Here is a 24,712-nt window from a genome sequence, read left to right as displayed (position 1 = left end):
GACCCTATGTCCGACACCGCAGGACGCAAGTTGTTCCAGCATTCGGGAACGGCGCTCATCTTCCGGGGAGCCTTGGCCCTTCTCTTGGCCTTCCTTGTCGCTTCCCTGCCGGTCGCCACGGTGTTTGCCCTCGTCTATGTGTTCGGCGTCTTCGCCATCACCGACGGGCTCACCAATATGGCCCACTACTTCTACGATCCGGCGCGCCATTCCCGCTGGAGCTTGATCGGCGGCTTCATCTCCGTCGCGACCGGCCTTGTGGCCGTTTCGTGGCCGGGCATCACCGCTGCGGCACTGGGCATCCTCATCGGAGCATGGGCCCTGGTCCTCGGCATTTCGCAGATCATCCTTGCCATGGACACCAGGACGACGGTCAGGGCTTGGTGGATCTGGATGCTGACAGCCTTGGTCACCACTTTGTTCGGACTTTTTGTGCTCGTCAATCCAAGTGCCGGATTCCTGAGCGTGGTGGCGCTCCTCGCGACATACGCCGCGGTCAGCGGTGTGCTGTTGATCGCCTCCGGCATCAAGCTCCGCAGGCGCGCCTCTTCTTCGGTGATGCTCGCCCACTAGTCCCCGCGGTAAGTTAGTGGCTGTGAAGATAGCTACCTGGAATGTGAATTCGCTCCGCGCACGCGCCGACCGCGTCGAGGCTTGGCTGCAGCGCAGTGACTGCGACGTCCTCGCCATGCAGGAAACCAAGTGCAGGGACGACAACTTCCCGTGGGAGCTCTTCGAGCGCATGGGCTACGAGGTTGCCCACTTCGGTGTGAGCCAATGGAACGGCGTGGCGATCGCCTCGCGTGTAGGGCTCGACGACGTCGAGCGGACCTTTGTTGACCAGCCCGCCTTCGGAAAAGCCGGCAAGGATCCTGTCCAGGAAGCCCGTGCCATTGCAGCAACGTGCGGCGGGGTCCGGGTGTGGAGCCTGTACGTTCCCAACGGCCGTTCCCTGGACGACGAGCACATGCCGTACAAGCTCAAGTGGCTGGACACGCTGAAGGGCCACGCCGCCGGTTGGATCACGCAGAACCCCGAGACGCAGGTGGCCCTCATGGGCGACTGGAACATTGCGCCGCTGGACGAGGATGTCTGGGACATCGATTACTTCCGGGCGAACGCGCTCACCCACGTCAGCGAACCCGAGCGCGAGGCCTTCCGGGCGTTCGAAGCCGCCGGATTCACCGACGTCGCCCGCGCGTACACGCCGGGTCCGGGCGTGTACACCTACTGGGACTACACGCAGCTGCGGTTCCCCAAGAAGGAGGGCATGCGAATCGACTTCGTCCTGGCCTCCCCCGCGCTGGCCGCCCGCGTCATCGGGGCCTCAATCGACCGAGAGGAACGCAAGGGCAAGGGCGCCTCGGACCACGCTCCCGTGATCGTGGAGCTTACGGACTGAGCAGCGACAATGACGGAGGAGGCGGGCCCGCGATGAGCGGAAAGCTATACGGAAGCCAGGCAGGGCTGCCCTTCTCTTCAGCGTTGCGCGTATACGAGCCGCTCGAAGCATTCCCCGAGGACCAGCGGCAGCAGCTCGTGGCGAGCGGTAGCCGCAACGGTTCGCGCGCCGCCGTCGAAAATGCCGAGCTGCTCGCTTCCCTCGGACGGGTCACCCGTAAGGGCGGGGATCCTTTCCCGACGGGCAGCACCGATCTGGTCCGCATCACCAGGATTCCGTCCGGAGACCCGAACGATCCCGACGCCGGGCGGCTGCTTTACTGCCCCAGCCAACTGGTCATCCGGGCAGGATTGGCGGCCAACGCCCTCATGGAAGGTATCCATGGACCGCTCGCGGACCTGCTCATCCCCGTGGACCAGCGCGACCGGCACCAGGCACGCATCGACCGTATAAACGCCAGCCACGACGCGAAGCGGGTGCACACACGGGCCTCCACCTGGGGGATTCCCTTCAGCTGGTTCTCGCTGTTCCAGGAGTCGGACCGCAAGGATGTCGTGGAATCCGGCGGACGCATCCTGACGGTGAGGGTCTGGGCCTCGCTGACGGATGCCTTGGACCGGGCACGCTTTGCCGTAGCCAACCTCGCCCTTGCCGCACCGGACTTGGACATGCTGGACGACCTCACCCAGCTCACCGAATGGCTCGAACTATTCCATGTTCAGTCAATGGTCGAGCTGGACTACGGCGCCGTGGCGGACAAGGTGTACCCGGACGATTCGCCCATGGACGTCAGGCTCGGCATCGAATGCCTGGCCGAGGGCGACATGACAGGAGCGGCCGCGGCTTACCGCAGGCTGGCTTCCCGCTGGATCCCCATCAGGCAGTTGGCCCGGGCTTCCTGACTCCGCTTTACCGGCCGCCGGGACCCTGGCTTCCGGGGAGTTGGTCCTTGGGGCCCTCAGCTTCTGGGGCGGGGCGGTGCGGTGGTTTCCCGCACGATGAGCTGGTGGGGTGCTTTCATGGACCGCACGGAACCTGCAGCCCCCGCCAATTCGTCCAACAGCATGCGCGTCCCCAACTGGCCTTGTTCAACGGGGTCCTGGGCCACGGTTGTCAGGCCCATCGCTTCGGCGAATTCATGGTTGTCAATCCCGATGATGGACAATTCTTCCGGCACACGGACACCGCGGCGCCGCGCCTGCAACATGGCTCCCATGGCCATTTCATCGGAAGCGCAGAAGATCGCCGTCGGTTTGGGTCCGGGCTTGCTCCATAGCTCATCGAAGGCTTCCTGGCCGCTGCCCACGGTGAAGTTTCCGAAAATGTCCCATTCCGGAGGCATGGAAAAGCCCGCGCTCGTCATGGCGTCCGTGAAGCCGTCAACGCGCAATCGCGGCACAGTGAAGTTCAGGTCGGAATCGTCCTGGCCGTGGAGCAGCGCGATCTCCCGATGGCCGAGGTTCAACAGATGCATGGTGGCTTCCACCGAAGCAGCGTAATCGTCGATGCCGATGCTGGGGCAGTCCTCCACCGGACCGCCGACAATCACCAAGGGGATTTCGATCCTTTGGAGATCGGCGATTTCCTCGGGCGTCAGGGACATGCAGAGGACCAGGAGTGCGTCGATCTGCTTATAGACCATCGTCTTGCTGAAGAGCCGTTCCCGCGCTCCGCGCTGCCCGCCCAAGTTGAAGAGCGAGAGGTTGTAGCCGCGGGCGTGGAGCTCGCGGTCTACGCCCTCGATCGCCTTGAAGAAGAACCAACGGTCCACGTAGGGGGCAAGGACACCGATCGTCCTGGTGCGGCCTGTGGCCAGGCCCGAAGCGGACGACGACGCCACATACCCAAGTTCTCCGGCAACCCGGAGGATCTTTTCCCGGGTGGCAGGAGAGACCCGGGGAAGGCCGCGCACTGCGCGGGAAACGGTAGCGGTGGAAACGCCTGCGGCCTGCGCGACGTCTTCAATGCTGGCTCCTGCGTGGCCGCCACGCTGGGACCGTTCATTCGTTTTTGCCACTCAAGCCCCCTCAAAGAATCCGTGCGGAAGCCGGGGGTTCCTTCCCAGACGGCAGATAACCAGCGTATTCCGCCTAGTTGTCCTCCGCCGATTCCGCGCTACTTATTTCGGACCGCTGCTCACCTGATGCGCCTGGATGTCCGCGCGGGGAGCCGCCGGCGAAGCCGAAGCATTCCCCACAGGGCCAGCAGCACGGCCAGCAGGCCCAGGGCCCAGCCCAGTGCGGGCTGGGCCGTGAGCTCTGCCGCCACGGTGATGACCAGCAGGACCAGGGCCCAAAAGCCGAGGAAACCTATCACGAGGTCGAAATCTTCCGCCGATTTCACCCGCGAGTGCTGCTCCTTGGCCGGGCCGCCGAGGGACGGCCCGGCCGAATCCGGAGTATGCGTCATTTGACGGCGCCGGCCGTCAGGCCCGCCACGATCTTGCGCTGGAAGATCAGGACGAGGATCACAAGCGGAATCGTCACAACCGTTCCGGCTGCCATGACGGCGGTGTACGGCTCCTGGTGGGCCTGGGCACCGGCGAAGTAGGCGATAGCCACCGTGACGGTCTTGGTTTGGTCATTGGACAACTGGCTCGCGATGAGGAACTCATTCCACGAAGCGATGAACGCCAGGATTGCCGTGGTGAAAACAGCCGGTGCAGCAAGCGGCATGATCACCTTGCGGAATGCCTGGCCCTGGGTGCAGCCATCGATTCGAGCTGATTCCTCCAGCTCCCACGGCATTTCCCGGAAGAAGGACGTCAGGGTGTAGACCGTCAACGGAAGCACGAACGAGATGTTTGGAATGATCAGCGCCTGATATGTGCCGTACCAGCCGATATTGGTGAACAGCTGGAACAACGGCGTGACCAAGGCGACTCCCGGGAACATCGATGCCCCGAGGACAAAGCCGAGGACCAGGAACTTGAAGCGGAATTCAAGCCTGGACAAGGCATACGCCGCGAACACCCCGAAAAGCAGGGCAATGACGGTGGTTACCCCTGCCACGAAGAGCGAGTTCAAAAGGTTCCGGCCGAAGTGGTTGCCCAGGTTCTCCGAGAACACCGTGTTGAAGTTGTCCAACGTGACGTGGGTGAAGAAGGGCGTCGAATCGAAGGTGTATCCAACGTCGCGGAACGCAGTAACGATCATCCAGTAGAAGGGAATCAAGCACCAGATGAAGATGAGCGCTGCGCTGATGTACGTGCGTCCGCTCGCCCAGCGTTCCCGCCGTCGGGCAGCTGTCTTGGGAGCGGAGTCAATACTCACGGCGGTCATTTTTCCTGCCCCTTGGTGGTCTTGGGTGTGGCTGAGGCGACTGCGTTGGCTCCCAGGAAACGAACGAAGATGAACGCAACCAGGAAGATGATCAAGAAGGTGATGGTTGACAAGGCCGCTGCTGAGTTGAAGCCCTGACGGATCTGGTCAACCACAAGGATGGACAACGTTGTTGTGCCGTTCGAGCCCTGGGTCATGATGGCCGGGAGGTCATACATGCGCAGTGCGTCAAGGACACGGAACAGGACAGCCACCATGAGCGCCGGCTTCACGAGCGGCAAGGTGATCTGCGTGAAACGCTGCCAAGCCGAGGCACCGTCGACCTTGGCGGCTTCGTACACCTCTGCTGGGATGATCTGCAGGCCAGCCAAAATCAGCAAGGCCATGAACGGCGTCGTCTTCCAAACGTCTGAAATGATGATCGCCCAACGGGCAGGCCACTCGCTGCCTGTCCACAGGATTGCCGTGCCAAAGAGCTTGTTGGCAATTCCGTCGAAAGCGAAGATGAAGAACCACAGCTTCGCCGTAACGGCAGTCGGGATGGCCCACGGAACCAGGACAGCAGCGCGAAGGGCACTGCGACCGCGGAAACTCCGGGCCATGATGACGGCCATCCAGAACCCGAGGACAGTCTCCAGGACAACGGTGACCGCCGTGAAGAAGAATGTCGTTCCCACGGCGCTCCAGAACTGGGAGCCAAGGGTGCCAGGTGCACAGGCCGCAGAGCCGCATTGCTGGGCCAGCCAGTGGACAAAGTTATCGAAGCCGGCGGGTCCGCCCTGGACGAAGACCTTGGTCACCGGATCCAGGCCCTGGTCCTTCTGGAACGCCATGATAATCGCGTTGACCACCGGGTACACAATGACCACGGCAAGCAATACCAAGGCAGGGGAAATCAACCAGAACGCCCACCGGCCTTGAGACTTCGCCGCCCGGTCCTGTCCTACTTCTTTTTGAACTTTTTTGGTTTTGGGGCTTGGTGTCTCTGGCGCCCGCTTAGGCTGCGCAAGGGTGGACATTTCCCCTCCTTCCGGAAATTGATAGCGTGCCCCTCGGGCGACCGTGCGCTTGAAGCGCCAGCCGCCCGAGGTTCACTGTAGGTGTCGCTATTGGCTGGCCGAGTTGATGGCCGTGTCCATATCCGTCATTGCCTGATCGACGGACTTGTCACCCTTGATGGCAGCGTAGGCATTGTCCTGGATGGCCTTGGTGACCGCCGGGTAGAACGGCGTGACCGGGCGCGGCACGGCATTCGAGATCGAGGTCTTCAGCACAGGAAGGTACGGCAGCTGCTGGACGAGGGCCGGATCGTCGTACAAGGAAGCGAGGACCGGGGCGAGCGAGCCCTGCGTGGCGTAGAACTTTTCAGTCTCTTCACTGGTCATGAAGGTCAGGAAGTCCTTGGCCGTAGCCTTGTGCGCCGAGTAGACGCTGACGGCGAGGTTGTGTCCACCGAGGGAAGAGGCGCCGGGGCCGCTCTTACCCGGGAGCGGAGCCATGCCGAAGGTGTCCTTCACCTTGGACGAGCCGTCCGTCTTGGCGAGGTTGTACACGTAAGGCCAGTTGCGCAGGAAGAGGAGCTTGCCGTCTTCGAAGGACTGCCGGCCCTGTTCTTCCTGGTAGGTCACGCCCTGCGTGGGGATGTTTCCATTCTTGTAGGCCGTAACCAGATTGTTGAGGCCTGCCTTGGCCGACGCGGAGGTCACGGTGGACTTGCCGTCGTCTCCCACGATCGTGCCGCCTGCCGAGTTGATGGCTTCAGCCGCATTCACGGTGAGGCCTTCATACTTGGCGAACTGTCCTGCGTAGCAGTCGATGCCGTGCTGCTTCGCGATGGAGCACATGCTCATCATCTCGTCCCAGGTCTTGGGCGGGGTAGGCACCAAGTCCTTGCGGTAGTAGAGAATGCCGCCGTCCGAGGTCTGGGGTGCCGCGAAGAGCGTGTTGTTGTAGGTTGCCGTCTTGACCGTGGCGGGCAGCATCTTGGAGGTATCGATGCTCATCTTGTCCGTGAGCGGCTGCAGCCAACCCTTCGCAGCAAACTCGGCGGTCCAGATGACGTCCACGTCAACAACGTCGTAATTGACGTTCTTGGCCTGGAAGTTCTGGACCAGGTCATCGTGCTGCTGGTCCGCCTGGTCGGACTGCTCCTTGAAGGTGACCTTCTGGTCCGGGTGCGCCGCATTCCACTTATCGACGAGCGGGCGGACAACGTTGCTGTTGTCTTTGCCTTGGACATAGGTGATGGGACCCCGCCCGTCAAGGTTTGCTGCGGCATCTCCGCCGCTGGAGGCTGTGCCGCCGCCACCGCCGCCACCACAGGCGGACAGGGACATGGCTAGCACGCCGGCAACAGCGGCCGGCAAAAGGTACTTGCGTGTGTTCATGCTGGGAACTCCTCAGTGAGTGGACCAGGTATTTCCGCTGTGCGGTTGATGTGGTGAGCCTCACATTAGTAAGCTTCCGGGTAGGAATGCAAGCGTTTACACAAAAATATGTCATCGAGAGGAATCCAGTGCCGCACTCCCCGATCCCAACCCCCGGTTCCAGCAATTCCGCGTGGTGGGCAAGCGCCGTCGTCTACCAGATTTATCCCCGTTCATTTGCCGATGCCAACGGCGACGGGATGGGCGACCTTGCCGGGGTCACCGCGAAACTGCCCTATCTGCAAACGTTGGGCGTGGATGCCGTGTGGCTGTCCCCGTTCTACAAATCGCCGCAGGCCGATGCCGGATATGACGTAGCGGACTACAGGGCCGTGGATCCGCTCTTCGGTACCTTGGATGACTTCGACGCCATGCTGGAGAAGGCGCACAGCCTGGGTATCAAGGTGATCGTCGACCTCGTGCCCAACCACACCTCGGACGAGCACGCTTGGTTCCGCGAAGCCCTCGCCGCCGGCCCCGGCTCCCCCGAACGCGAGCGCTATATGTTCCGCCCGGGCAAAGACTCCACACCGGGCTCCGGGGACGGGACCCTGGCCCCGAACAATTGGAAGTCCATCTTCGGTGGGCCCGCATGGACGCGCGTAACGAACGACGACGGCACTCCCGGCGAGTGGTACCTGCACCTTTTCGATACGAAGCAGCCGGATCTCAATTGGGACAACCCCGAAGTCCACGAAGAGATGCGTTCGGTACTGCGCTTCTGGCTGGACCGCGGAGTTGACGGCTTCCGGGTGGATGTTGCCCACGGCCTGGTCAAAGAAGCCGGCTTGCCGGACTGGGAAGGTTCTGCCGCCATGGTCGAAGGTGGTCTATCCGCGCCGGGCGCCCACAGCGAAGCAGCCGAACCGCACACGGCACACGCTCACGTCGCTTCCGCAGCCGAGCCCGCGGCGGCGGCCGTAGCGACCGCCGTCGAACACAAGGTCAAGCCGCCGCTGGACCCGCCCTCGCCCTTCTTCGACCAGGACGGTGTCCACGAGATCTACCGCGAATGGCACCGGGTCCTCGCCGAGTACGACGGCGACCGCATGCTGGTTGCCGAGGCCTGGGTCGAGCCTGCGGAGCGGTTGGCCCGATATGTCCGCAAGGATGAAATGCACCAGGCGTTCAACTTCGATTTCCTCCTGGCAGGCTGGGACGCGGAGCGCATGGCGGAGGCAATCGAATCTTCGCTGGACGCGGCGGGATCCGTCGAAGCGCCCTCCACCTGGGTCTTGAGCAACCACGACACCGTACGGCACCCGAGCCGCTTTGGGCTGGCGGATCCCACCACCTTCCCGAAGGGAATCTCGGCGCAAGACGAACAGCCCGACGCCGCACTGGGCCTGTCGCGGGCACGGGCAGCTTCCATGGTGTCTTTCGCCCTGCCGGGGTCGGCCTATTTGTACCAGGGTGAGGAGCTCGGCCTTCCGGAGCACACGTCACTGCCGGCCGAGGCGCGCCAGGACCCCTCATTCTTCCGGACCAAGGGCGTGGAGCGCGGCCGCGATGGGTGCCGCGTACCGTTGCCCTGGAAATCCAAAGAGCCTGGTTTCGGATTCTCGGAAGCGGCATCGCCTGGTACGGGCGGCGCCGGTGCTGCCGGCAAGGCACCCGCAGCACCCTGGCTGCCCCAGCCCGAGGCGTTCGGCGAGCTGGCTGCGGACGTCCAGGCCGGCGTCGGGGGCTCCACCCTGGAGCTGTACCGCTCCGTCCTGGCATTCCGCCGGTCCCACTTCCTGGGCTCGGGCACGTTCCAGTGGGCTGAGGAGCACGATCCCGCCAACGGAGTCCTCGCCTTCCACAACCGGGACGTGCTGGTGGTGGTCAACATGGGCACCACAGCTCTCCCCGTGCCGGCCGGGTTCCGGGTGGAACTCTCCAGCGATGGCGGCTCAGGCGCGGCTTCGATTGTCCCGAACAGCGGGGCGTACCTCTTGGCGAAGTAGGGACTTCCCTTCCCGACCTTCTCTGGCACGGAAACGGGGCCGACACGCAGCAAGTTGTGCGTGTCGGCCCCGTTCTGTAGCCAAAAAGGGTCAGGAAAGCGCCGTTACGGGGTGGAGCCTACTTGCCGCCCTTCAACGAACGCGCTCGGCCTTGCTGAAACGGGTCCGCGCCCCGGCCCCGATATGAATCAAGACGGGAGTCCTGCGCCCCACCACCACGTCCAGCGCCTCCACCAGCCGGGAGACGTCCGCGGCCAGCAGGTTTGGGGAAACGCCTTGACGGGGCTGGACCCTGACCCGGAGCCCGGGACGACCGTTGACGTCGTAGGTTGCCACCGTCACGCCCGCGAGATCCGCCCGTTCCGCGAGCGCCGCCTTGAGCGCCTGCTCGGCAAGGTTCCCGCCGATGTTGACGTCGCCGGGCGTCCGGGTGTCGTCGTACTCGGACACGATGAGGTTGGCGCGGCCTTTCCCCTGCTGCGCTACCCATGCCACCATGAGCACGATCAGCACAACCAGCACCACTGCTGCGGCAACCCAGAGCCAGCTTTCCTCCCGGCCTGGAATGCGGGTCTGCTCAGAGAGGTACTTGGCGTGTTCCCAGAGCCCGGTAGACCACCCTTGCCACCAACTTCCCACGGCGGGAACGGTGGCCAGCAGCATCAGGAGAACGCCGATGGCGAGCAGCTTCAGGCCGAGGATGCCGATCAGGATGCGGTTGAGGACGTGCGGGGTGCCGTTCATGCCCCGATCACCCCCGACGTAGCGACATTGACCCGGACAGAAGGCATGGGCAAAGGGGCCATCCTTTGAAGTTCATCCTCGACGGCGGCCAGGATCCGTTCCCGGTGCAAGGGCACGCCCGAGGTGGGCCGGACGTTGACTACAACCAGCTTTTGCGAGACCACCACCATGACTTGCTCCTGGGTGACGTTCGCTGCGGTCCGGGCAGCCCTGGCAAGTGCCGAAGCGATGACCTCGTCGTCCACGACTACTCCGGCCCGGGGATTCTCAAGCAAGTGCCGGGACTTCCGGCCGGGCAGGACCGCGTTCAAGAAGAAGATCAGGCCCACCATGGCCACGACTCCGCCGAGGGAGCCAAGCAGCAAGGGCGAAATACCTGCGGGGAGGGCCGTTAGCCGTTCGGCAGCTGTTTGGGGGTCGATGAGCCACGGCGGTTGGCCAATGGCGCGCAAAGCGGATTCGAGGAGGGCGTAGACGCAGGCCGCGATCACAAGGGCAGCGGCCAGCCCGGCCATTGCCGCACGCGAGGAACGGGTCTCGCGCCTGAGGATGCGCTGGAGTCCGACGTCGATACGGTCGCCGACGCCGGAGGTCCCTGGAGTCTGGACGCCGGGCGTGTCGTCTGCCTGGACGCCAGGTGTCTCGCCCTCGGTCGACTGCGCGTGCGCAATGTCCGGGTGGCTGCGCCGGGCGTGCGGGGTCTGGGCGTGGCTCATTCGACGCGTGCTCCTTCGCTGATGCGCGCGCCGCTGATCCGGATATCCACGCGGCTCAGGATGGAACCGCTGAGGTGGCTGACACGCTCAAGAATGGCCGTCTTGGCGGCGACGGTCCGGTCCCAGACCGTGCCGCCGTATCCCTCTACCAGCAACGGGTCCCTGAGGACTTCGATAAGCGAGGGCACACGGATCGGGGCCACAATCGAAAGTGCCAGGAGACCGTCCTCGTCCGACCATTCGGCACGAACATCCTGCGCCAAGACACCGAGCGCTTCCGCGGCGGCCGCCTGGGCCAAAGTAGTGAGGGCCTGGGTGCTGATGCGGTTGTGGCCAGCCAGGGAACCGGCCGGCTGCACAGCCTCAGCCGTGGAACTCATGACGATGAACGGCGGCCGGTGAGGGCATCCAGCACGCTGCGCAGGTCAAGCTTTCCGTCTGCGGCGCGGCCCAGAAGTGCACCGATGCCCATGAAGAGAAGGGCGATGATGAAACCCCACAGCCCGAACTGGAAGGCCATGAACGCCACGAAGGCGCCGATCCCGATACCGACAACGGTCAAGTTCACTGGAGTGGCTCCCTTTCCGATAATGCGCCTCTTGATCCGGCTTTGATGGGCGGAGCAACGTAGACGTCGTTGATCTCAACGTTGACCTCGATGACTTCCAGCCCCACCAACGATTCGACCGCCCGATAGACGGCCGCGCGGACCTGGTTGGCGACATCATGCAAAGGGTATCCATAGACAGCCACAAGAGTGAGGTCCACGGCCACTTGGGTTTCTCCGACCTCGGCGCGGACACCCGCAGCGTGGTCCTGGCTGCCGACGGCATCGCGGATGGCTCCGAGGGCGCGCGAGGGGGCCGATCCGAGGGAATAGACACCAGGGACAGCCCTGGCGGCAATGCCTGCAACCTTGGCGACAGCGGAATCAGAGATCACTGTGCGGCCACTTCCTGCCACCGTTTGCCGGTCTTCTGATACCGGAGCCCCAACGGCTTCCGGTTCAGGCGCGGTGTAGCTTTCCTGCTGGTCCATTGAGCCCTCCCCTTCTCTTGAGTACCACCCTAGCGCTTGGCCAAGACAAGGCGGAGACCAGCCGTCCGACGCCGTCGGATTCTGCTGGATCATTCCGGGTCGCTTAGCTTGCCGGCCGCGTGATTCCAAGGGGCCCAGGTTTGTCCATTCGAATGATTGAGCAGAATCGATCGCGTGCGCACGAAAATGGCGCGCATGCACGGAAATGTCCGCCTTTTAGGCAGAAACCGAATAACCCCGGGCTTTTCCCATGAACGTTAAAAGAAGAAAAGCGCCAGTTCCGAAGAACTGACGCTTCCCAGTGGTGGCTCCGACCGGCGTCGATCCGGTGACCTTTCGATTTTCAGTCGAACGCTCTACCAACTGAGCTACAGAGCCTTAGGTGACAATGTCACCATGATTGCCGGAATTCCTTCCGGCAATCAGAGCGACCCTGACGGGACTTGAACCCGCGACCTCCGCCGTGACAGGGCGGCGCGCTAACCAACTGCGCTACAGGGCCTTGCTTGCAGTATCTCTACTACGATTGCAGTATCTCTACCGCCTTTTTTCAAGGCTTCCAGCCTACCAGACTTTTCAGTCCCGCTTGACCAGTTCCTTGCGTACCCCCAACGGGATTCGAACCCGTGCCGCCGCCGTGAAAGGGCGGTGTCCTAGGCCGCTAGACGATGGGGGCCTGGAACAATCCGAATTCGCGACAGTCAACAACGCTATGCGTTTCCCGCTTCTCGCTCGTCCGAACTGGACTCTAAAACTTTAGAGCATAGTCGGGGATATTCCCAAATCGCGGGCTGCCGAACGCAATCGAGGCTCACACCAGGAACTCAAACTGCCGTTCAAATCCGCCACGCCGGAGTTGGCGGTTTCTTGTTGAAAGACGTCCGAATTCCGCCAGTCCGTCCAGCCCGCCGCGGGCTAGATTGGCATCATGGCCACAAGCACTTCAACATCTCCGGCGACCACAACCTCCCGGACCATCAGTAAGCTCGGCATCGCCGCCGTCATCGTCACCGTTGTCCTCTGGGCATCCGCCTTCGTGGGCATCCGGGCCGTGGGACCCAGCTTCTCCCCCGGCTCCCTGACGCTCGGACGGCTGGTGGTTGCCGCCGTCGCGCTCGGCATTGTCGCCCTGCCCAGGCTCAAGCGGTGGCCCAGAGGCCGCGAATGGCTGCCCGTCCTGGCCTACGGTGTCATGTGGTTCGCAGGTTACAACCTGGCCCTGAACGCCGCCGAACACCTGCTCGACGCCGGAACCAGCGCCATGCTCATCAACGTTTCGCCGATCCTGATCGCCGTCCTCGCCGGCGTCATCCTGAAGGAAGGCTTTCCGCGCTGGCTGATCATCGGCAGCCTCGTGGCATTCGGCGGCGTTGCGCTGATCGCGCTCGGTTCGGGACAGCGCTCGACAGCGGACGTCGCCGGAGTGCTGTTGTGCCTCCTTGCCGCCGTGCTCGCGGCGGTGAGCGTGATTGTCCAGAAGCCCGTGCTCCGGAAGTTCTCCGCGGCCCAGGCCACCTGGTTCGGCATCGTGGTGGGGGCCGTGTGCTGCCTGCCGTGGGCGGGCCAGCTGGTGGCCGAAGTGCAGGCCGCACCCCTCCCGGCCACTCTCGGCTTGGTGTACCTCGGGATCTTCCCCACGGCCATCGCTTTCACCACATGGGCCTATGCGCTGTCCCTGATTGAGGCCGGGAAACTCGCAGCCACAACGTATCTGGTTCCGGGCGCCACCATCCTGATTTCCTGGGCGGTCCTCAAGGAGATCCCCACCATCTGGGGCCTGGTGGGCGGCGTCATCTGCCTCGTGGGCGTCGGGTTGACGCGGCGCCGGTCCCGCTAGGATCGCCGCGCGCCGGCAAGGCGCCCGGACCGCCGCCGAACCTCCGCCGCCGCTACCTCGCCATCCCGGCGAGAAGCTCGCGGTGCGTGGGCGGGTTGGCCCCCGGGCGCCCCACGGTAATGGACGCGGCCATGGAAGCGGTCTGCCCGATGCGTTCGAGGACCGTGGGCGCAAGCCCTTGGCTGCCGCGCAGCAGCAGCCCGAGGATCAGTGCCGACATGTAGGAATCACCGGCTCCGATGGTGTCCGCCACCACCGAGGTCACCGCAGGAACCGTCAGCTGGGTGTGCGGCGTCGCCATCAAGGAGCCTTGGGCGCCTCGCGTGACGACGGCCAGGCCTGCACCGAGGCCCAGGATATGCGTGGCGGTCTCTTCCAGGGACTTGCCCGGGTAGAGCCAGAACGCGTCATCATCGCTGAGCTTCACCACGCTGGTCAGCGGTACGAGCTCCTCGAAAATCCGGAGTGCCTCGCCGTGGCTACCCAGGAGATCGGTGCGGATGTTGGGGTCGTACGTGACGATGCACCCGCCCTGGGCCTGCTCCAGGAGGGTCCTGACGACGCGGGCGCCCGGCTCGAGGAACGTCGCGATCGAGCCCGTGTGGAGGACCTTCGGGGCGTAAGGGAGTGCGGCGGGACCCAGCTTCCACTCGATGTCGAAGGTGTACTCGGCCGAACCGTCCGCGGCGATCTCCGCCGTCGCCGTCGCAGTCTTCGCGAGCGATTGCGAGCCCGGCAGGACAACCACACCGGCGCTTGCCAGGTGCGCCGCGATGGATTCGCCGCGGGAATCGCGCCCGACGGCGGTCAACAGCCCGGCCTTCAGGTCGAGCCGCCCGAGGCCGTAGGCGACGTTCGCGGGCGAGCCGCCGGGGTATTCAGTCTGCCCTTCGGGCGAGTTGACGATGTCGATGAGCGCTTCGCCGACCACGACGACGTCGAGCGGCTCGGACGCAAGGGGCGAGTGGTTCATGCGTTTCCTGTTCGTTGGTTGGGGGATTTTGGGTGGCTACTAGTGGTTTTCGGCGGCGCCGCCACCGAATCGCGTTCGACGAGGGGACATTCAAAGTATTCGGTACTGCCGTCACGCTCCGCGCCGCCCAGCAGCCGTTCGACGGCGCGGCGGCCCATCTCAAGGAAGGGCAGTTCCAGGGTGGTCAGCCCGGGCCGCAAGTGCGGGGCGAGCGTTTCCTGGTTATCGAAACCCACCAGCGACACATCATGCGGGATGGACAATCCGAGCTGGGCCAGCGCCTGGTAGGTGCCCCAGGCGGTGCGGTCGTTGGCGCAGAAGATGGCGGTGGGTGGCTGCGGACCGGTCATGAGTGCGAGCGCATTGTCGAAACCGCCCCATTCATGACCGTCGCCGATGCGGTGGAGTGCGGGGTCGGGGTGCACGCCAGCCTCCTGGAGTGCCCGGAGATAGCCGGCATAGCGTCCGACGGCGGCGGGAAGCTCACCGTCCACCGCACCGATGTTGATCATCGCGATGCGCCGGTGGCCTGCGTCCAGCAGCCGTTTTGCGGCGGTGTAGCCACCCAGTTCCTCTTCGGGAGCGATGCTCGGAAAACGCCCGGAACGGTCGCGCGAATTGAGCACGACGGCTGGCACCTCCGCCAGGACGTCCGGCACGTCAAGTACCCGGTGGTACATAGCGGCGTAGACCACTCCGGCCACTTTGTAGGAGAGCATGGTCTCCAGCGAAGCGGCCTCGAGGGCCTTGTCACCGCCGGTATTGACAGTCAGGAGGAGCAGCCCGGCCTCCCAGGCCCGGGCTTGGGCGCCCTCGATGATCTTGCCCGCGAATGGCGCTGTGGCCACGAAGTCGCCGACGAAGCCGATCATCCCGGCAACGCCGTCCCGGAGTACCTTGGCGTGGGCGTTGGTCCGGTACCCCAGTTCGTGGGCGGCGGCATGGACCTTGCGCCGGGTTTCCTCCGAGAACCTGGTTCCAGCGGCGTCGTTGAGCACCAGGGAAACCGTGGCCTGGGAAACACCGGCCGCGGCAGCGACGTCGTTCATCGTCGTGCCGGAGCGGCTGCCGGGGCGGTTCATGGGCTGGCCTGTCTGTTGAGGGCACCGGGGTGCTTGTCACAGGATCCGCACGACTGGTTGGGCTTAACCCTGGGGCCGGGTTATACGAATTACCAGCCCGGAAAACTGTAGCTGTCATCACATCCGGCGTCAACGACCGGGCCGCGGACTAGAGTCAGAACATGCCCGCGAATTTACCTCCCGGCCTGCCGATCGTTCCCGACGGTGATTCCCCTGGTGGCCAGCGCATTTCCTCCCGGCTTCCCGGTACCGGCGCGAGTTCGTTCAACACCGTTCCATTCGAGATGTCGCCGGAAGACTTCGAGGCGGCCGTCAGCGATGCCTTGCTCCTCATCCCGGACAAAGCGGCCCGCGCCATGGACAACGTGGCCATATTCATCGAGGACGACTACATCCCGCAACCTGGAGACGAGCCGGACACCGTACTCCTCGGCCTGTACGAGGGCGTGCCCTTGACGGAACGGGACTCTTGGTGGGATGCCGGTTCCCTCCCTGACCGGATTACCATTTTCCGGCAGCCGATCCTGGATATCTGCGGATCCCGCCAGGAGGTAATCGACGAAGTGGCCATCACCGTCATTCATGAGATCGCCCACCACTTCGGCATCGGCGACGACCGCTTGCACGAGCTCGGCTGGGGATAGCGGCCGTCAGATCGTGGGGACGGGCCGCTGGCTGCGTTCCGGAACGCAGCTCCCGGACCCCACCCGAGGTCTCAGCTAGATAGCCACCGTCCCCGCGGCGCCATCCACGGTGATCGTATGGCCTGAACTGATTCGGGAGGTGGCCTCCGGGACGCCCACGATTGCGGGAATCCCGTACTCACGGGCTACGACCGCGCCATGTGAGTTGGGCCCGCCCATCTCCATCACGAGTCCCCCGGCAGTCAGGAAGAGGGGGGTCCAGCCGGGATCCGTGGAGGGCGCCACCAGGATTTCTCCGGGTTCGAGATGCGCGCCAACGGGATCCATGATCACCCTGGCCACGGCGGTCACCGTTCCAGCCGAAGCCGGGGTTCCCTTCAGCATGCCGTCCGGCAGCGCGCCGCCCGACCCGCTGCTCGACCCGCTGCCCGGGAAGCCGGCGGCCAGGGCTTCTGGCTCAGTGCCGTCCGAGAGCAGTACGCGTGGCACGTGCCGGCGCTTGAGTTCAAGCTCGTAGGCCTCGCGCCGCTGCGCCACCAGCTCGTGGAGATCCTTGCCGTCCAAGCCGCGGCGGGCGTCCATGAAATCCAGGAAGAAGACGTCGCCTGCGTCTTCGATGACTCCCGCGTCCGCCAAGGTCTCCCCTACTTCTGAAAGCCGGGCGCGGACCGCGGCGAAGCCGCGCACGAGGTGGTACTTCGGAAGCTCACGGAGACCCGCGAACATGCGTGTCCGCTCCAAGGCCGTTTTCACGATGAAGGCGTGGAGCGGGCTCTTGGACCTCGCACGCGCCACCAGGACTGCGAGCTGTTCCTCGGCGTCGCGGGCAGCTTTTTCGAACTGTTTGTCCGGCGCCAGGCGGGGATCGTCGAGGCGAAGGTAGTTGACCAGGACTCCGATGATGTGGGTGGGGTCATCGGACCAGCGGGGCATTCCCAGGTCGATTTCGGCGATGGCCCGGTGCCCGTAGCGGCGCAGGAACGAGGCCAATCCCGATTGCGCGACGAACGGCAGCCCGCCGCCGCGGTAGCTCTCCGCGAGCACCGCGGGCTCGCCGCCGGTAAAGGCCTCAGCGGAGGCGGGATCGTCGCGGATGCTGGTCGAGAGCCGCCACAGGGCGAGGTCCATTTCAGTGGTGACGTTGTTGGGCAGGCCGCGGATGATGGTTTGGAGTTCGCCCCAGGAGGCCTGTTCGCCAAGTATTTTCCGGACCAAACCGAGCATCGCAAACCCGAGCGCTACCGGTGGCAGGATATTGGGCAGGATGGGGAACAATTCCTCGCGGAGTATCCGCTCTGCGTGGTCCAGTTTTTCACGCGGAGTGGCGTCGGCAGGCACATCATGCGTGGCCTTCAGGTTCTCGTCCAGCCGTTCCAGCTTGTCGAGGGCAGCGTCCGGCCGAAAGAGAGCGCGCAACAGGGTCTGCGGAAGCCGGAAGCGGAGCACGATCGGGGCAACGTGCCTGAGCAGTTTGAAGGGCGTCTTGCTGGTGACGGCGAAACGCGGGTCCTCGAACAGGCCGCGCATGATGGCCGCCGAGCGTGCTTCCATGACGTCGAAGATCCTGGGAACGATGGCCCGCCCGGCCTTGCTCCGTAACACCGAGGTGAGGTCAAAATAGATCCGTTGCCCCGCCTCGTAGTAGGGCGAAGGCCCGTCCCGTGGTTCGGGAACCCGGAATCCCGCCGCGCTGGCTACCGAGGACCCCATGAGCCTGATGGCCGCCAGGCCCATGGGAGTCAGGGGACGCGTGAGTCCTTGGGCGAGGCTGAAGCAAAGGTACGCATGCGGACCGGGGATTGCGGGCTGGCGGGTCATTTGCGGGTAGAGCGTGGTGATGGGGCGGGCTTGGGTGAGCCATAGTTTGCCGTCGCCGTCGATGGCCCATTCGGTGTCCTGCGGTGCTCCGTAATGCTCCTCGACGCGCTGGCCGAGGGCAGCGAGCGCCCAGATCTGGGAGTCGGCAAGGCAGGCATCCCCGGCTGTTCCGCCTTCTGCCTGCGCCGTCGCGTCGAGCCTTTCGGTCCCGCCTCCGGGGATTGAGCGGATCACCAGCTTCCGGTCGCCGATCCTTCGTTCCGTGATCCTGCCGGTGAGGGAATCCACCACAAAGTGGTCCGGATTCACCGCGCCGGAGACTACGGCCTCACCGAGCCCGGGATTGGCGTCGATTACCGCTTCGCGGCGCCGCCCGGTCACCGGATTGGCGGTGAACAACACACCTGCGGTCTCAGCATCCACCATCCGTTGAACGACGACGGCGAGCGTCACCGCGGCGTGGTCGATCCCGTTGCTTGCCCGGTAGCTGACCGCCCGGTCCGTCCACAGGGACGCCCAGCACTTCCGGACGGCCTGCAGCACGGCGTCGGCCCCCACGACGTTCAGGTAGGTGTCCTGCTGGCCCGCGAAACTCGCAAAGGGCAGGTCCTCGGCCGTGGCAGAGGACCTGACGGCCACCGGGACTTCCGAGCCCAGCGCGGAGTAGGCCGAGCGGACGGCGTCTTCGACGTCGGCCGGGATCCCGGCGTCGAGCACAGCCTCCCTGGCGCGGGCCGCGAGGGAAGCGAGCCCCCCAAGGTCGCCGGGCTCCACGGCCTGAAGGCCACGCAGAATGTCCGGGAGCGTCGCAAACTCGGGGCCACCGCTGGGAATTACCTGACTATCGCCAGGGGACGCAGAGCTGGCATCGGGCTGAAGCGCGCGCCGGTAAGCCTCGGTGGTGAGGCAAAACCCGGGCGGGACCGGAAGTCCCGCCCAGATCAGTTCGCCCAGATTGGCCGCCTTGCCACCGACCTCCGGAAGCATGGTTGCCCGGATCCGGCGCAGCTCGACGATCAAGCGCGAACCCTCCCCGGGCTGTGCGTGCTCCACCATTGCCGTCCGCCTGCGTCCACCGGTCCTTGGGTTGCCCTGTTATGCGGCGAGCATCGGGCCGAATTTGGCGCGGTCCGCCAGCCTGGGGTCATCCCGGTCGGGAACAACGAGCACGGGCCCTTTGGCATGGTGCAGGACTCCGTCCGATGTCGATCCGAGGAGCATTCCTGCGAAGCCTCCCCGCCCGCGCGTGCCGAGCACCACGAGTTCGACGCTGCGGCTCACTTCCACGAGAACTTCCACGGGCGAACCATCGAGCAGTTGGGTTTCCGCTGGAAGGTTGGGGAAGTGGCTCTTGAGCCACGCCAGGCCTGCGTCGAGCTGAACCCTGATGTCCTTGAAGAGTGCCTCCCGGTCCAGCGGCGCCGGGACCCACGCGAGGGAACCGCTGTACTCGGGTACAGCGCAGATGACGCGCAGCTTCGCTCCCATGCGTTGGGCCTGCTCTGCGGCTTCCAGGACGGCAACACGGGCGTGTTCGGAGCCGTCCACGCCGACTGCGACCACATTTTCGATCACGCGGGAGCCGGCCTTCGCGCGCTCGGCCTTGATGTGCTTGTCCTCTGTGGTCTCACCCAGTCGGTCCGCGCAGAAGAGCGGGACTGTCACGGTGGGGCACTTGGAGTGCGCCGGCAGGGCACTGCTCACGGAGCCCAGGAGCCTGCCCACGAATCCGCCGCGTCCCCGGGTGCCGAAGACGAGGAGCTCGGCCGTTTCGGACAGATCGAGCAGCACGCCGGAGGCATCGCCGTTCTCCACCGAGCCGTCGACGTCGATGGCGTAGCCGGAGACCTTCTCGAGGGCCTGCTTGACGATTGCTTCGGCGCCGTCCCTGATAACGGAGTCATCCACTGTTGCGTAGCCGCCGTCCAGGCCGGAAGCGGCGAAGATGGGCACGGAGTAGGCCGTGACTACATGCAGGGGCAGTTGCCTGCGTTCGGCCTCCCGGGCGGCCCAAATGAGGGCGCACTGGCCGTGTTCGCTGCCGTCAACGCCCACCACAATTCCGCCGGGGGCAATGGATGGTTCCTCTCCACTGCCTTCGGTCTCTCGTCGATGGCTCTCAGAGTGTTTGCCGTGCTGGTCCATGGGGCCTGCCTCCTCGCACTGCTGGCTGATGTTGCGGCTATTCTGCCAGAGCCCGCGCCCACAGCGTGTTTCTCGCTTGACTGCCGTGAGTTGCGGTCTCCAATGCTCACTATTCTCGTTTGCAAGGGCCGAATCAAGCGGGAAGAAGCGTATGTGGAAAGCCTCCCGGGAGCGTAGAAATCCGTCGAATCGGAGCGCGAAAAACGCATCGGCGGACATGCCGATGCCGGGGCTATCCACCACGCGATTTCTTCTGTAATGTTCGAGGCACTGGTGACCGGGGATCGTGTTTTTCAACACATCAACGGCCATCATTCGCGACCGCTTGGGGACCCGGACGCCACCGCGGTGTTGCCCTCGGCAACGCACCTTCAAAGAGGAGCCAAGCTGTGTCAACCATGCCTGCTGCGAGTACGGAACGCACCACCACCGTGGTCATCGGTGCCGGCATGCCCGGCCTGGCCGTGGCCAGCGAACTCAGCCGCTACGGCGTAGACGCCATCGTGGTGGATGGAATGCATGTCCCCGGACCGTTGCAGCCGCTCAACACCGGCATCCTCCAGCGCTGCGACGCCGCCGACGCCGCGTGCCTCCGGGAGCGCAGCGAAATCCTCCGGCACCTGCGCAACTACGCAGCCAGTCACGGGCTCGATGTGCGGAGCACCACGCGGGCCGTCCGCCTGGATCGCTTGGACGAAGCTGCCTTGGGAACGGTGATTTCGGGATCGGTAGTTTCCGGTTCCGGGCTTTCCAACCCCGCCGGACCGGATCCGGAAGCGCCCGCTGTGGCTTCCTCGGGTGTGGCCTCGTACCAGTGGGTCGTCCACACCGCCAACGGAGTGCTCTTGGCCGACCACGTCGTTGTCACCCGCTGTGGACAGAGCCAATTGCGGCGGATGCTTGCTGAGCTTGGCATCGCCATCGGCCAAAACTTCGTCGCAGCCATGCGCGCGATTGGAATGTACCTGGTTGGCGTCGGCGAACTTGCCACACCCACGCCAAAGGAAGTCCTGCGCCAAGCCAAGGTGGTGGGCCAGGCGATTTCCGCCAAGGTCTACCCGGAGAGCGTCCACGGGGCCCTCACGGGTACCTTCGCGGCAATTCCTGCCTCGGCCTAGAAAGAGGCCCGCAGAGACTTGCGCTTGTTTTCCATTCCGGCCCTTCGAGATCGGGTCTGGAAAACAAGCGCCGGTTTTGTGAGGCGAGGTTAGGGCAGACGCTCCTATGAGTCCCTGTCGTCCTCGGAAACCCCTTTTCCCTCGGAGTTCCCGGAACCGTCAGAGTCGCTGGAATCATCAGAATCGCCGGAGTCCCCGCCCGCCAACCTGCGCCGCGCCGTGATGCCCAGGAAAACCAGCAGGCCCGCGGCCACCACCGCGAAGACCACAATGCTCCAGGGGAACGGCTGGGAAGCATCGGGCACCTTCTCCGGCGTCCCGGTCGAACCAGGTGCGGCAGTGCCGGCGGTGGGCACCACCACAGATGGTGCGGTGCTAGCGGAGCCGCCGCCCGCCGTGGTACTTCCTGATTTGGCAGTGAACGTAAAGGTGCCTTCGATGGGGTGCGAATCCGAACTGACAACCCGCCAGATGACGGTGAATGCGCCGGCAGGCGCGCCGGGCCTCAGCTTCTGCGACACCACGGCGTCCACAATCTCGACGGAGCCATCGGCCCAGTTCTGGCCTGAGGCGTCGTTGACCCGGATCTGCGAGCCGAGCAGGAGCGGCCGGTTGTTGAACGTGATGGAAACGGAGTCCGGGACGCTGGCAACCGTTGAGCCGTTGGCCGGTGACGTTGACTCGGCGACGTCGTGAGCGAAGGCCGGTGCCGCTGAGAACAGGGCGGCAGAGAAAAGAACCGCTGCGAAAGCGACGACGACGGCCAGCAGCTGGCGGATAGGGCGCATGAGCGAGTGACTCCCTTGGTGTTGGATTCCTTACAGAGTAGGCGAATTCGAGGGAGGGCCGAAGCCGTGGGCATAGGATTTGAGAGCACACTTCCCCGATCCCCGGAGACTTCCATGCTCAAACAGGGCTCAGCCATCGACCGCTACTTCAAGATCTCGGAACGCGGATCCAACTACTCGCGAGAAATCCGAGGCGGCTTCGCGACGTTCTTTGCCATGAGCTACATCGTGGTCCTCAATCCTTTGATCCTTTCCGGAGCGGACTCGAGTGGAGCTTCCCTTGGCTTTGCCGCCGTCGCCGCCACCACGGCCTTCGTAGCCGGCATCCTGACGATCCTCATGGGAGCCTGGGCCAAGCACCCCTTCGCCGTGGCCACCGGACTGGGCGTCAACGCCTTCGTGGCAGTCACTATTGCGTCGCACCCCGGCCTGACATGGCCGGACATGATGGGCCTGGTGATGCTCTCGGGCCTGACCATGCTGATCCTGGTGCTCACGGGTTTCCGGACCGCGGTTTTCAAAGCCGTACCCGAGGCCTTGAAGACTGCGATCGTGGTGGGCATCGGCCTCTTCATCGCGCTGATCGGCCTGGTCAATGCCGGCTTCGTGCGCCGCATCCCGGACGCCGCCGGCACCTCGGTCCCGCTGGGCCTGGGCGTCGACGGGAAGTTGCTTGGCTGGCCCACCCTGGTGTTCGTCGTCGGCCTTGTCCTGACCATCGCCCTGGTGGTCCGCAAGGTACGTGGCGCCATCCTGATCGGCATCATCGTCTCCACTGCCCTTGCCGCCATCCTTGAATTCACCCTGCACATCGGACCGAGTTTCGACGGCAAGACCCACAACCCGCGCGGCTGGTCCCTGGTTGCGCCCAAGTTCACCGAGTGGGCCGCTCCGGACTTGTCCCTCATCGGCAAAGCGAACCCCCTCGGCGCGTTCCAGCACCTTGGCATCATCGCCGCCACGCTGTTGGCATTCGTGATCCTGCTCAGCATCTTCTTCGACGCCATGGGCACCATGGTGGGCCTGGCCAGGGAAGCAGGAAACATCGACAAGCACGGAAACATCCCCAACGTGGACCGCGTCCTGCAAGTGGACGCGCTCGGTGCGATCATCGGTGGCGGCTCGTCCGTGTCCTCCAACCAGATCTTCGTGGAATCCGGCGCCGGCATCGGTGAAGGTGCCCGCACAGGCCTCGCGTCGATCGTGACCGGACTGCTGTTCCTGGTGGCCATGTTCTTCACCCCGCTCATCAACCTGGTCCCGTTCGAGGCCGTCGCCCCCGCCCTGGTGGTGGTGGGCTTCATGATGGTGTCCCAGGTGGGCAAGATCCATTGGCAGGACTGGGGTGTCGGCATTCCTGCGTTCCTGACCATGGCCCTCATGCCGTTCACCTACTCGATCGCCAACGGCCTGGGCGCCGGGTTCATTTCCTTCGCACTCATCCGCACCTTCCAGGGCCGGGCCCGCGAAGTCCATCCGCTCATGTGGGCTGTGGCCGCGGCATTCCTGCTGTTCTTCGGGATCGGTCCCGTCGAGGAAATCCTAGGAATCAAGTAGGCCTTTCCGGAATACCGGACACCCTCGGCCCGCAAGCCGTGTTTTTCGCTGCCGTCATGCGCTGAGCTTGAATCATGGAGATTTCCCCCGCTGTTGCCGATATCCGCCCGACGCCGTGGACCGGCCGCTTCGACGGTGCCGGCGATGAGCACCGCCGCTGGTGGCAGGCCGTGGCGCCCCACACTCCCGCTGTGGCCGCCCCCGGCGGGACGGATGCGGGCTCCCGGGCCGCCGTCGTCGTGGGCTTCCGCAGTGACGAAGGCGTGCGGCGCAACAAGGGCCGGATTGGCGCGGCCGCCGCGCCGGAGGCAATCCGCCAAGCGTTGGGCCCGCTGGCTTTCCATCTGGACCGGGACGTGTTCGACGCCGGCGACGTCGTTGTGGAGGACGGCTCGCTGGAGGCGGGCCAGGAGCGCGCGGGACGTGTGATTTCGGAATTGCTCGACGCCGGCAAGCTCACGGTGCTGCTCGGCGGCGGGCACGAAACGGCTTTCGCCAGCTACCTGGGCGTGGCTGGCTCGGAGGCTGTGAAGAGCGGCAAGCGCCTCGGCGTCCTGAACCTGGACGCGCACTTCGACTTGCGGGACGATCCTGTGCCGAGTTCGGGCACGCCGTTCCTGCAGATGGCCCGGGCGGAAGCCGCCGCGGGCCGCGGACTGAACTACGCCGTCGTCGGCATCTCTGAGCCGAACAACACACGCACCCTCTTTGATACAGCGGACCGGCTGGGCGTGAAGTACCTGCTGGATGAGGACTGCTCCGCTGCGGCCGTGCAGGATTTCGTGGCATCGTTTTTGGACGGGGTGGATCTGGTGTACCTGACGATCGACCTGGACGTGCTGCCGGCGTCGGTGGCTCCCGGAGTGAGCGCCCCCGCAGCGTATGGCGTGCCGCTGCACGTCATCAACGCGGTGTGCAAGCAGCTTGGCGCGAGCGGGAAACTCCTGCACTTGGACGTTGCCGAACTCAACCCTGGGTTCGATATCGACTCGCGGACCGCCAAGGTGGCCGCGCGCCTGGTGAACACACTGCTGGGGTAGGGCCCTCCTGAGGCGCCGCGCCCACCCAACTGACTCGCAGTTGTTGTCGTTCTGAGCCCGGCAAAGTCATATGGTCGTAGCAACGCTCTGATTGATGGAGCGTTCTATGGTCAGGTCATTTCCTCAGAGTGCCCGCAACGAGTTTGTGGACTTG

At 64.6% G+C, this 24,712-nt stretch carries 24 protein-coding genes and 3 tRNA genes; 9 read left to right on the top strand and 18 right to left on the bottom strand.

Annotation, left to right across the window (positions count from 1 at the left end; genetic code table 11):
* The first annotated feature begins 6 nt into the window (after nt 1-6).
* From AB0323_RS14450 to AB0323_RS14440, 3 genes are read left to right on the top strand one after another with little or no spacing between them, the layout of a single operon-like run.
* On the top strand, nt 7-573 hold the full coding sequence (locus AB0323_RS14450; RefSeq protein ID WP_366177926.1) for a DUF308 domain-containing protein: 567 nt from the start codon (nt 7-9) through the stop codon (nt 571-573).
* 22 nt (nt 574-595) lie between these two features.
* A complete protein-coding gene (locus tag AB0323_RS14445; RefSeq protein WP_366177925.1) occupies nt 596-1,402 on the top strand; it encodes an exodeoxyribonuclease III in 807 nt (268 codons plus the stop codon).
* Nucleotides 1,403-1,434: 32 nt separating this feature from the next.
* A complete protein-coding gene (locus AB0323_RS14440; protein ID WP_366177924.1) occupies nt 1,435-2,304 on the top strand; it encodes a hypothetical protein in 870 nt (289 codons plus the stop codon).
* Nucleotides 2,305-2,360: 56 nt separating this feature from the next.
* Here the strand turns inward: AB0323_RS14440 and AB0323_RS14435 are convergent, their stop codons facing one another.
* The 5 genes from AB0323_RS14435 to AB0323_RS14415 all read right to left on the bottom strand — a co-directional run bounded on the left by AB0323_RS14435 (nt 2,361) and on the right by AB0323_RS14415 (nt 7,070).
* The gene (locus tag AB0323_RS14435; RefSeq protein ID WP_366177923.1) at nt 2,361-3,419 is read right to left on the bottom strand and encodes a LacI family DNA-binding transcriptional regulator; all 1,059 of its coding nucleotides are present in this window, start codon (nt 3,417-3,419) and stop codon (nt 2,361-2,363) included.
* Between the two features lie 119 nt (nt 3,420-3,538).
* On the bottom strand, nt 3,539-3,811 hold the full coding sequence (locus tag AB0323_RS14430) for a hypothetical protein (protein WP_364541197.1): 273 nt from the start codon (nt 3,809-3,811) through the stop codon (nt 3,539-3,541).
* Nucleotides 3,808-4,683, bottom strand: coding sequence for a carbohydrate ABC transporter permease (locus AB0323_RS14425; protein ID WP_366177922.1), 876 nt, complete (start codon nt 4,681-4,683; stop codon nt 3,808-3,810). Before AB0323_RS14425 ends, AB0323_RS14430 begins: the two co-directional genes overlap by 4 nt.
* On the bottom strand, nt 4,680-5,702 hold the full coding sequence (locus AB0323_RS14420) for a sugar ABC transporter permease (protein WP_364541201.1): 1,023 nt from the start codon (nt 5,700-5,702) through the stop codon (nt 4,680-4,682). Before AB0323_RS14420 ends, AB0323_RS14425 begins: the two co-directional genes overlap by 4 nt.
* An 87-nt stretch (nt 5,703-5,789) precedes the next feature.
* Nucleotides 5,790-7,070 (bottom strand): ABC transporter substrate-binding protein, encoded by a 1,281-nt coding sequence (locus tag AB0323_RS14415; protein WP_366177921.1) that lies wholly within the window; start codon nt 7,068-7,070, stop codon nt 5,790-5,792.
* Nucleotides 7,071-7,309: 239 nt separating this feature from the next.
* Here AB0323_RS14415 and AB0323_RS14410 point away from each other — a divergent pair, with 239 nt between their 5' ends.
* Nucleotides 7,310-9,058, top strand: coding sequence for a glycoside hydrolase family 13 protein (locus AB0323_RS14410; protein WP_366177995.1), 1,749 nt, complete (start codon nt 7,310-7,312; stop codon nt 9,056-9,058).
* A 132-nt stretch (nt 9,059-9,190) separates the two neighbouring features.
* On the opposite strand, the gene AB0323_RS14405 is transcribed toward AB0323_RS14410, so the two are convergent.
* From AB0323_RS14405 to AB0323_RS14370, 8 genes are all read right to left on the bottom strand, one after another.
* Complete coding sequence (locus tag AB0323_RS14405; RefSeq protein ID WP_366177920.1) at nt 9,191-9,802, bottom strand: hypothetical protein; 612 nt, start codon at nt 9,800-9,802, stop codon at nt 9,191-9,193.
* The gene (locus AB0323_RS14400; protein ID WP_366177919.1) at nt 9,799-10,518 is read right to left on the bottom strand and encodes a hypothetical protein; all 720 of its coding nucleotides are present in this window, start codon (nt 10,516-10,518) and stop codon (nt 9,799-9,801) included. Before AB0323_RS14400 ends, AB0323_RS14405 begins: the two co-directional genes overlap by 4 nt.
* Complete coding sequence (locus tag AB0323_RS14395) at nt 10,515-10,898, bottom strand: hypothetical protein (RefSeq protein ID WP_366177918.1); 384 nt, start codon at nt 10,896-10,898, stop codon at nt 10,515-10,517. Before AB0323_RS14395 ends, AB0323_RS14400 begins: the two co-directional genes overlap by 4 nt.
* Complete coding sequence (locus AB0323_RS14390; RefSeq protein ID WP_059388473.1) at nt 10,895-11,086, bottom strand: DUF2273 domain-containing protein; 192 nt, start codon at nt 11,084-11,086, stop codon at nt 10,895-10,897. Before AB0323_RS14390 ends, AB0323_RS14395 begins: the two co-directional genes overlap by 4 nt.
* Nucleotides 11,083-11,556: an Asp23/Gls24 family envelope stress response protein gene (locus AB0323_RS14385; RefSeq protein WP_366177917.1), complete on the bottom strand. Its 474-nt coding sequence runs from the start codon at nt 11,554-11,556 to the stop codon at nt 11,083-11,085. Before AB0323_RS14385 ends, AB0323_RS14390 begins: the two co-directional genes overlap by 4 nt.
* A 302-nt stretch (nt 11,557-11,858) precedes the next feature.
* Nucleotides 11,859-11,934 (bottom strand) — tRNA-Phe (locus AB0323_RS14380).
* 50 nt (nt 11,935-11,984) lie between these two features.
* A tRNA-Asp gene (locus AB0323_RS14375) sits at nt 11,985-12,058 on the bottom strand.
* 101 nt (nt 12,059-12,159) lie between these two features.
* Nucleotides 12,160-12,232 (bottom strand) — tRNA-Glu (locus AB0323_RS14370).
* A 252-nt stretch (nt 12,233-12,484) separates the two neighbouring features.
* Here AB0323_RS14370 and AB0323_RS14365 point away from each other — a divergent pair.
* A complete protein-coding gene (locus AB0323_RS14365; protein WP_366177916.1) occupies nt 12,485-13,393 on the top strand; it encodes a DMT family transporter in 909 nt (302 codons plus the stop codon).
* Nucleotides 13,394-13,445: 52 nt separating this feature from the next.
* Here AB0323_RS14365 and AB0323_RS14360 read toward each other — a convergent pair whose 3' ends face one another.
* Nucleotides 13,446-14,366, bottom strand: a complete 921-nt coding sequence (locus tag AB0323_RS14360) for a carbohydrate kinase (protein WP_366177915.1) — start codon at nt 14,364-14,366, stop codon at nt 13,446-13,448.
* Nucleotides 14,363-15,448, bottom strand: coding sequence for a LacI family DNA-binding transcriptional regulator (locus AB0323_RS14355; RefSeq protein WP_366177914.1), 1,086 nt, complete (start codon nt 15,446-15,448; stop codon nt 14,363-14,365). The genes AB0323_RS14360 and AB0323_RS14355 overlap by 4 nt, the downstream gene beginning before the upstream one ends.
* Nucleotides 15,449-15,609: 161 nt before the next feature.
* On the opposite strand from AB0323_RS14355, the gene AB0323_RS14350 reads away from it, so the two are divergent.
* Nucleotides 15,610-16,092: a metallopeptidase family protein gene (locus tag AB0323_RS14350; RefSeq protein WP_364541227.1), complete on the top strand. Its 483-nt coding sequence runs from the start codon at nt 15,610-15,612 to the stop codon at nt 16,090-16,092.
* Nucleotides 16,093-16,167: 75 nt separating this feature from the next.
* On the opposite strand, the gene AB0323_RS14345 is transcribed toward AB0323_RS14350, so the two are convergent.
* Together AB0323_RS14345 and AB0323_RS14340 are read right to left on the bottom strand one after the other, a co-directional pair.
* On the bottom strand, nt 16,168-18,966 hold the full coding sequence (locus AB0323_RS14345; RefSeq protein WP_366177913.1) for a PEP/pyruvate-binding domain-containing protein: 2,799 nt from the start codon (nt 18,964-18,966) through the stop codon (nt 16,168-16,170).
* A 39-nt stretch (nt 18,967-19,005) separates the two neighbouring features.
* Nucleotides 19,006-20,055: a universal stress protein gene (locus AB0323_RS14340; protein ID WP_366177912.1), complete on the bottom strand. Its 1,050-nt coding sequence runs from the start codon at nt 20,053-20,055 to the stop codon at nt 19,006-19,008.
* 398 nt (nt 20,056-20,453) lie between these two features.
* On the opposite strand from AB0323_RS14340, the gene AB0323_RS14335 reads away from it, so the two are divergent.
* Nucleotides 20,454-21,173, top strand: coding sequence for an FAD-binding protein (locus AB0323_RS14335; RefSeq protein ID WP_366177994.1), 720 nt, complete (start codon nt 20,454-20,456; stop codon nt 21,171-21,173).
* A 104-nt stretch (nt 21,174-21,277) separates the two neighbouring features.
* Here the strand turns inward: AB0323_RS14335 and AB0323_RS14330 are convergent, their stop codons facing one another.
* Nucleotides 21,278-21,961, bottom strand: a complete 684-nt coding sequence (locus AB0323_RS14330; RefSeq protein WP_366177911.1) for a copper resistance CopC family protein — start codon at nt 21,959-21,961, stop codon at nt 21,278-21,280.
* A gap of 114 nt (nt 21,962-22,075) precedes the next feature.
* Between AB0323_RS14330 and AB0323_RS14325 the strand changes: the two genes are divergently transcribed.
* The gene (locus tag AB0323_RS14325) at nt 22,076-23,518 is read left to right on the top strand and encodes an NCS2 family permease (RefSeq protein ID WP_366177910.1); all 1,443 of its coding nucleotides are present in this window, start codon (nt 22,076-22,078) and stop codon (nt 23,516-23,518) included.
* A gap of 74 nt (nt 23,519-23,592) precedes the next feature.
* Nucleotides 23,593-24,558, top strand: a complete 966-nt coding sequence (hutG, locus tag AB0323_RS14320; RefSeq protein ID WP_366177909.1) for a formimidoylglutamase — start codon at nt 23,593-23,595, stop codon at nt 24,556-24,558.
* The last annotated feature ends 154 nt before the right edge of the window (nt 24,559-24,712 follow it).

Origin of the sequence: Arthrobacter sp. NPDC080031, assembly GCF_040702485.1 — a bacterium.
Taxonomy (GTDB): domain Bacteria; phylum Actinomycetota; class Actinomycetes; order Actinomycetales; family Micrococcaceae; genus Arthrobacter.
This window is presented reverse-complemented; position numbering and strand designations above follow the sequence as displayed.

Coding starts and splice junctions, on each gene's coding strand:
- AB0323_RS14450 (WP_366177926.1), top strand. CDS start 7: ATGTCCGACACCGCAGGACGCAAGTTGTTCCAGCATTCGGGAACGGCG.
- AB0323_RS14440 (WP_366177924.1), top strand. CDS start 1,435: ATGAGCGGAAAGCTATACGGAAGCCAGGCAGGGCTGCCCTTCTCTTCA.
- AB0323_RS14430 (WP_364541197.1), bottom strand. CDS start 3,811: ATGACGCATACTCCGGATTCGGCCGGGCCGTCCCTCGGCGGCCCGGCC.
- AB0323_RS14425 (WP_366177922.1), bottom strand. CDS start 4,683: ATGACCGCCGTGAGTATTGACTCCGCTCCCAAGACAGCTGCCCGACGG.
- AB0323_RS14420 (WP_364541201.1), bottom strand. CDS start 5,702: ATGTCCACCCTTGCGCAGCCTAAGCGGGCGCCAGAGACACCAAGCCCC.
- AB0323_RS14415 (WP_366177921.1), bottom strand. CDS start 7,070: ATGAACACACGCAAGTACCTTTTGCCGGCCGCTGTTGCCGGCGTGCTA.
- AB0323_RS14410 (WP_366177995.1), top strand. CDS start 7,310: ATGGGCGACCTTGCCGGGGTCACCGCGAAACTGCCCTATCTGCAAACG.
- AB0323_RS14405 (WP_366177920.1), bottom strand. CDS start 9,802: ATGAACGGCACCCCGCACGTCCTCAACCGCATCCTGATCGGCATCCTC.
- AB0323_RS14400 (WP_366177919.1), bottom strand. CDS start 10,518: ATGAGCCACGCCCAGACCCCGCACGCCCGGCGCAGCCACCCGGACATT.
- AB0323_RS14395 (WP_366177918.1), bottom strand. CDS start 10,898: ATGAGTTCCACGGCTGAGGCTGTGCAGCCGGCCGGTTCCCTGGCTGGC.
- AB0323_RS14385 (WP_366177917.1), bottom strand. CDS start 11,556: ATGGACCAGCAGGAAAGCTACACCGCGCCTGAACCGGAAGCCGTTGGG.
- AB0323_RS14365 (WP_366177916.1), top strand. CDS start 12,485: ATGGCCACAAGCACTTCAACATCTCCGGCGACCACAACCTCCCGGACC.
- AB0323_RS14360 (WP_366177915.1), bottom strand. CDS start 14,366: ATGAACCACTCGCCCCTTGCGTCCGAGCCGCTCGACGTCGTCGTGGTC.
- AB0323_RS14355 (WP_366177914.1), bottom strand. CDS start 15,448: ATGAACCGCCCCGGCAGCCGCTCCGGCACGACGATGAACGACGTCGCT.
- AB0323_RS14350 (WP_364541227.1), top strand. CDS start 15,610: ATGCCCGCGAATTTACCTCCCGGCCTGCCGATCGTTCCCGACGGTGAT.
- AB0323_RS14345 (WP_366177913.1), bottom strand. CDS start 18,966: ATGGTGGAGCACGCACAGCCCGGGGAGGGTTCGCGCTTGATCGTCGAG.
- AB0323_RS14340 (WP_366177912.1), bottom strand. CDS start 20,055: ATGGACCAGCACGGCAAACACTCTGAGAGCCATCGACGAGAGACCGAA.
- AB0323_RS14335 (WP_366177994.1), top strand. CDS start 20,454: ATGCCTGCTGCGAGTACGGAACGCACCACCACCGTGGTCATCGGTGCC.
- AB0323_RS14330 (WP_366177911.1), bottom strand. CDS start 21,961: ATGCGCCCTATCCGCCAGCTGCTGGCCGTCGTCGTCGCTTTCGCAGCG.
- AB0323_RS14325 (WP_366177910.1), top strand. CDS start 22,076: ATGCTCAAACAGGGCTCAGCCATCGACCGCTACTTCAAGATCTCGGAA.
- hutG (WP_366177909.1), top strand. CDS start 23,593: ATGGAGATTTCCCCCGCTGTTGCCGATATCCGCCCGACGCCGTGGACC.